Genomic DNA, 5,482 nt, shown 5'->3' on the forward strand with positions numbered 1-5,482 from the left:
CACCGGCAGACGGCTCCGCTGATCGAGTACTACGACGCCCAGGGTCTGCTGCGGCGGTTCGACGGCACGCGGTCACCCACCGAGGTCCACGACCACATCCGGGCGACCATCGCGACGCTGCGGCTCGAGGACGAGCTCTGAGGCGTCGGTCCCCGGAGCTCCGGGCCTGCCGGCAGGTACACGCATGATCATCCTGAAGTCACCCGAGGACCTCGACCGCATGGCGGCGGCCGGGGCGATCCACTCCCGCACGATGAAGCTGCTCGCGGGGAAGATCCGCGAGGGCGTCACGACCGAGGAGCTCGACCAGGCGGCCGAGAAGTACATCCGGTCGCAGGGCGCGGTTCCGTCGTTCAAGGGATACCGGGGCTTCCCGGGATCGATCTGCGCCTCCCCGAACTCGATGGTCGTCCACGGCATCCCGGGGCCGTACGAGCTCGGCCGCGGCGACATCATCTCGATCGACATCGGCGTGACGTACGACGGGTGGGTCGCCGACGGTGCGGTCACGTTCCCGGTCGGCCCGATCACGCCGATCGCGCAGAAGCTGCTCGACACCACCAAGGCGTCCCTGTTCGACGCGGTCGAGGCCTGCCAGGCGGGCAACCGCCTGGGGGACGTGAGCAACGCCGTGCAGCGACGGGTCGAAGGGGAGGGGCTGAGTGTCGTGCGCTCCCTGGTCGGTCACGGGATCGGCCGCGACATGCACGAGGACCCGCAGGTGCCGAACTACGGCGAACCGGGGCGCGGTCCGCTGCTCGAGCCGGGGATGGTCCTGGCGGTCGAGCCGATGGTCAACGCCGGGCGACACATGGTGCGCATGGGTGACGACGGCTGGGCGATCTACTCGCAGGACGGCTCGCTGGCCGCCCATTTCGAGTTCACGATCGCCGTCACCGCCGAGGGGCCGCGCATCCTCACCCCGTGGCACGAAGAGGGCGTCGGCTGAGCGCGTCCGCGGTGTCCCGGTCCTCGTCGGGCTACCAGGGTGGCCGGACGACGTTCGGGCCCGGAGCTTTGCTATCTTGCGCGGTCGTGCGCCGTTGGCGTCGTATGCCACGTGCGCGCTTGTCCGCGACTGGTAGCGGCGGCCCCCAGCGGCCGCCAGAGCCAGCTTCGCCGGGATACAGCCGAAAGGGATCATGAAAGTACGACCGTCGGTCAAGCCGATGTGCGAGAAGTGCAAGATCATCCGCCGTCACGGCGCGGTCCTCGTGATCTGCCAGAACCCCCGCCACAAGCAGCGGCAGGGATAAGGAGCACCTGAACACATGGCACGCATCGCGGGCATCAACATCCCGCTCAACAAGCGCATCGAGATCGGTCTCACCTACATCTACGGGATCGGACGCTCGGGCTCCAACGAGCTCCTCACGAAGGCCGGCATCGACCCGGACACCTACGTGCGCGACCTCACCGAGGCCGAGGTCAGCAAGCTGCGCGACCTGATCGACACCGACATCCTCGTCGAGGGCGATCTGCGGCGCGAGCGCTCCCAGAACATCAAGCGTCTGATGGAGATCGGCTGCTACCGCGGCCTGCGCCATCGCCGTGGCCTGCCCGTGCGCGGCCAGAAGACCAAGACCAACGCCCGCACGCGCAAGGGCCCCAAGCGCATGAGCGTCGCCGGGAAGAAGAAGGCAGGTAAGAAGTGAGCGCAGCGAACTTCCTGGTCGCGAGGCCGGAGGCCGAGAGTCGTCGTCCGAGCGCAGGGCTGGACGCCCTGCGGGGGTAAGCCGCCATGCCCGCTCCCAAGCGTCCGTCGCGCGGCCGCCGCAAGCCGAAGAAGAACATCCCGATCGGCCAGGCCCACATCAAGACGAGCTTCAACAACACGATCGTGTCGCTCACCGACCGCGAGGGCAACGTCATCGCGTGGGAGTCCGCCGGCGGCGCCGGCTTCAAGGGCTCGCGCAAGTCGACCCCGTTCGCCGCGCAGGTGACCGCCGACGCGGCCGCCCGCAAGGGCATCGAGCAGGGCCTCCAGAAGGTCGAGGTCTTCGTGAAGGGCCCCGGCTCGGGCCGTGAGACCGCGATCCGTTCGCTGCAGGCCGCCGGACTCGAGGTCACCGGCGTGAAGGACGTCACCCCGCAGGCCCACAACGGTTGCCGCCCCCGCAAGCGGCGCCGCGTCTAAGGATTCTACGATGGCTCGTGATACCGGAGCTCAGTGCAAGCAGTGCCGCCGCGAAGGGCAGAAGCTCTTCCTGAAGGGCGAGCGCTGCCTGACCGACAAGTGCGGCGTCGAGCGTCGCGCGTACCCGCCGGGTGACCACGGACGTGGCCGCCAGAAGCAGAGCGAGTACCGCGTGCAGCTGCGCGAGAAGCAGAAGGCTCGCCGCTACTACGGCGTGCTGGAGAAGCAGTTCCGCCTGTACTACGACAAGGCCAGCCGCCAGGACGGCATCACGGGCGAGAACCTGCTCGCGCTGCTCGAGCGCCGCTTCGACAACGTGCTCGTGCGCCTCGGCTTCGCCGCGTCGCGCCGTCAGGCCCGTCAGCTCATCCGCCACGGGCACTGGACGATCAACGGCCGGCGGGTCGACATCCCCAGCTACCAGCTCAAGGAAGGCGACGTCATCGCGGTCAAGACCGGGACGAGCGCCGACCAGCTGATCCGCGACGCCACCGAGCTGACCGCACAGGTCCCGGCCTGGCTCCAGGCCGATCACGACTCCCTCACCGCCAAGATCCTGCGCGCTCCCGAGCGCCGCGAGATCACCGCGCCGGTGCAGGAGCAGCTGATCGTCGAGCTGTACTCCAAGTAGCGCGTGCTCGCGCCGCCGTCGCCCGATCCGGGGGCGACCGCGGCGCGTCAGCACTGGCGCGCACGACGAAGCGCGCCGCCCCCGATTCCCGACGACGTACGAGGACCCAGATGCTCGACTTCCAGATCCCCCGAATCACCAGTGAGACCGTCGAGGAGAACCGCGGCACCTTCACCATCGAGCCGCTCGACCGTGGCTTCGGCTACACGTTCGGCAACTCGCTGCGCCGGGTGCTCCTGAGCTCCCTGGCCGGTGCGGCCGTCACCAGCGTCCGGATCGAGGGCGTCGCGCACGAGTTCTCGACGATCAAGGGCGTCACCGAGGACGTCACGGACATCGTCCTGAACCTCAAGGGCATCGTCTGCCGCATGCATTCGGACGCCACCGAGGTCGAGGCGCCGCTCGTGGTCACGGGCCCCGGCGACATCACCGCCAAGGACATCGACCTGCCTGCCGGCGTCGAGATCCTCAACCCGGACGTCCACATCGCCACGCTCGAGAAGAAGACCAAGCTCGAGCTGTACCTGACGATCGGCCGTGGCCGCGGCTACCGTCCCGCCGAGGAGAACAAGTCCGCCGACCAGCCGATCGGCGTCATCCCGATCGACTCGATCTTCTCCCCGGTCCGCCGCGTGGCGTACTCGGTCGAGCAGGCCCGTGTCGGTCAGAAGACCGACTTCGACAAGCTGACGCTCGACATCGAGACCGACAGCTCGATCGATCCGCAGGCCGCGCTGCGCGAGGCCGCCGAGATCCTGATCAGCCAGCTGGCGATCTTCACCGACGCGGACCGCATCGAGGAGCTCCGGGCCGGGCCCGGAGGCTCGCTCGACGCCGGTCTGGCCGGCCCCGGTCAGGGTGCCGCCGCCGCCAACGGGGGTGCCGGCCCGATGCACGACATCCTCATCGAGGAGCTCGAGCTCGGCGTCCGCTCCTACAACTGCCTCAAGCGTGCCGGCATCCAGACCGTGGGTGACCTGATCTCGAAGTCCGAGGGTGAGCTCAACGCGATCCCGAACTTCGGCAAGAAGTCCATCGACGAGGTCATCGAGACGCTGCACGCGCGCGGGCTGAACCTGCGCGACGACTAGGTCCGGCAGACGGACCAGAGGAACCGAGAACACCCATGCGCCACCAGAAGACCCGTCACAAGCTCAGCCGCGACAGCGCCCACCGCAAGGCGCTGCTGGCCAACCTCTGCAAGGAGGTCATCCAGCACGAGCGGATCAAGACCAGCGAGGCGAAGGCCAAGGCCCTCAAGCCCGAGGTCGAGCAGCTCATCACGCTCGCGAAGCGGGGCGACCTGCACGCTCGCCGCCAGGCGCTCAGCGCCCTCGGCCAGGACAAATTCACCGTCCACAAGCTGTTCGAAGAGGTCGCGCCGCGGTACGCCGACCGGCCGGGCGGCTACACCCGGATCCTGAAGCTCGGACCGCGTCGCAGCGACAGCACCGAGATGGTGTACATCGAGCTCGTCTGAGCTCCGCAAGACATTCGCCGTACCCGAGGGCCGCTCACCGAGCGGCCCTCGTCGTTCCCGGCCTCAGCAGGGTCTCAGGGTGCTCCCAGCCGGCTCCCTGACGGTCACGCGACCCTGGGCGCATGTCTTCATCCGCCGCCCCAACGCGTGAACTCCTGACCGCGCCCTCCGCAACCGCGCCGTCACCGACCGTGGCCGGCGCGACCGCGTCGGGCCCGGAGTCGGGCCCGACGGTGGAGATCGTCGTCCCCGTCTACAACGAGCAGGAAGCACTGCCGGCGTCGATCCACCGGCTGCACGAGCACCTCGGGCGTCAGCTGCCGTACTCCTGGCGGATCGTGATCGCCAACAACGCGAGCACCGACGCGACCGCCGACGTCGCGCGGGCGCTCGCCGAGGACCTCGACGGGGTCGAGGTCCTCGACCTGCCCCTGAAGGGGCGGGGACGGGCGCTGCGGGTGGCCTGGACGAGCAGCGACGCCGACGTGCTGTGCTACATGGACGTCGACCTCTCGACCGATCTCGACGCGCTGCTGCCCCTCGTCGCGCCCCTCGTGTCCGGGCACAGCGATCTCGCGATCGGGACGCGTCTGGCGCACGGCTCGCGGGTCGTCCGCGGAGCCAAGCGTGAGGTGATCTCGCGGACCTACAACCGCCTGCTGCGCGTCGCGCTCGGCGCGCGCTTCTCGGACGCGCAGTGCGGCTTCAAGGCGGTCCGGGCCGACACCGCGCGGCGGCTGCTCCCCGCTGTGCGCGACGACGCCTGGTTCTTCGACACCGAGCTGCTGGTGCTCGCCCAGCGCGAAGGCCTGCGCATCCACGAGGTCCCCGTCGACTGGGTCGACGACCCGGACTCGCGGGTGGACATCGTGCGTACGGCCGTCGACGACCTCCGCGGGATCGCTCGGCTGCTCATGGACGCCCCGCTGACGCGCTTCCTCGCGGTCGGCGTCTCGTCGACCATCGCGTACGCGGTCCTGTTCCTGGCGCTGCGCAGCCCGCTCGGTGCCGCGGGGGCGAACGCCGTCGCGCTCGCGATCACCGCGGTCGGCAACACGCAGGCCAACCGCCACTTCACCTTCAGGATCCGGGGACGGCACGGCCTGCTGCGCCAGCACGCCGCCGGAGCCGTCGTCTACGTCCTCACGCTCGGGCTCACCAGCGGCGCGCTCGCCGTGCTCCACGCGCTGGACGCCTCGCCGTCCCGGACCGTCGAGCTCACGGTCCTGATCAC

The 5,482-nt window shown here is 69.5% G+C and carries 8 protein-coding genes; all 8 read left to right on the plus strand.

Annotated elements, in window-relative coordinates; translation table 11 throughout:
- Positions 1–184 precede the first annotated feature (184 nt).
- Positions 185–949, plus strand: coding sequence for a type I methionyl aminopeptidase (gene map, locus ABYE80_RS16215; RefSeq protein ID WP_372791346.1), 765 nt, complete (start codon positions 185–187; stop codon positions 947–949).
- Between the two features lie 193 nt (positions 950–1,142).
- Positions 1,143–1,256, plus strand: a complete 114-nt coding sequence (gene rpmJ / locus ABYE80_RS16220; protein WP_037400725.1) for a 50S ribosomal protein L36 — start codon at positions 1,143–1,145, stop codon at positions 1,254–1,256.
- A gap of 15 nt (positions 1,257–1,271) precedes the next feature.
- Entirely contained in the window at positions 1,272–1,655 is a 384-nt protein-coding gene (gene rpsM, locus ABYE80_RS16225) for a 30S ribosomal protein S13 (RefSeq protein WP_372791347.1), read from the plus strand.
- Between the two features lie 86 nt (positions 1,656–1,741).
- Positions 1,742–2,137, plus strand: a complete 396-nt coding sequence (gene rpsK / locus ABYE80_RS16230) for a 30S ribosomal protein S11 (RefSeq protein ID WP_254572241.1) — start codon at positions 1,742–1,744, stop codon at positions 2,135–2,137.
- A gap of 10 nt (positions 2,138–2,147) precedes the next feature.
- Positions 2,148–2,768 (plus strand): 30S ribosomal protein S4, encoded by a 621-nt coding sequence (gene rpsD / locus ABYE80_RS16235; RefSeq protein ID WP_372791348.1) that lies wholly within the window; start codon positions 2,148–2,150, stop codon positions 2,766–2,768.
- Between the two features lie 110 nt (positions 2,769–2,878).
- On the plus strand, positions 2,879–3,859 hold the full coding sequence (locus ABYE80_RS16240; protein ID WP_372791349.1) for a DNA-directed RNA polymerase subunit alpha: 981 nt from the start codon (positions 2,879–2,881) through the stop codon (positions 3,857–3,859).
- Between the two features lie 35 nt (positions 3,860–3,894).
- A complete protein-coding gene (gene rplQ / locus ABYE80_RS16245; protein ID WP_372791350.1) occupies positions 3,895–4,248 on the plus strand; it encodes a 50S ribosomal protein L17 in 354 nt (117 codons plus the stop codon).
- 122 nt (positions 4,249–4,370) lie between these two features.
- The coding region (locus ABYE80_RS16250) for a glycosyltransferase (protein ID WP_372791351.1) at positions 4,371–5,482 on the plus strand (1,112 nt) is incomplete at its 3' end.

It is taken from the genome of Paraconexibacter sp. (assembly GCF_041602235.1).
GTDB lineage: Bacteria > Actinomycetota > Thermoleophilia > Solirubrobacterales > Solirubrobacteraceae > Paraconexibacter.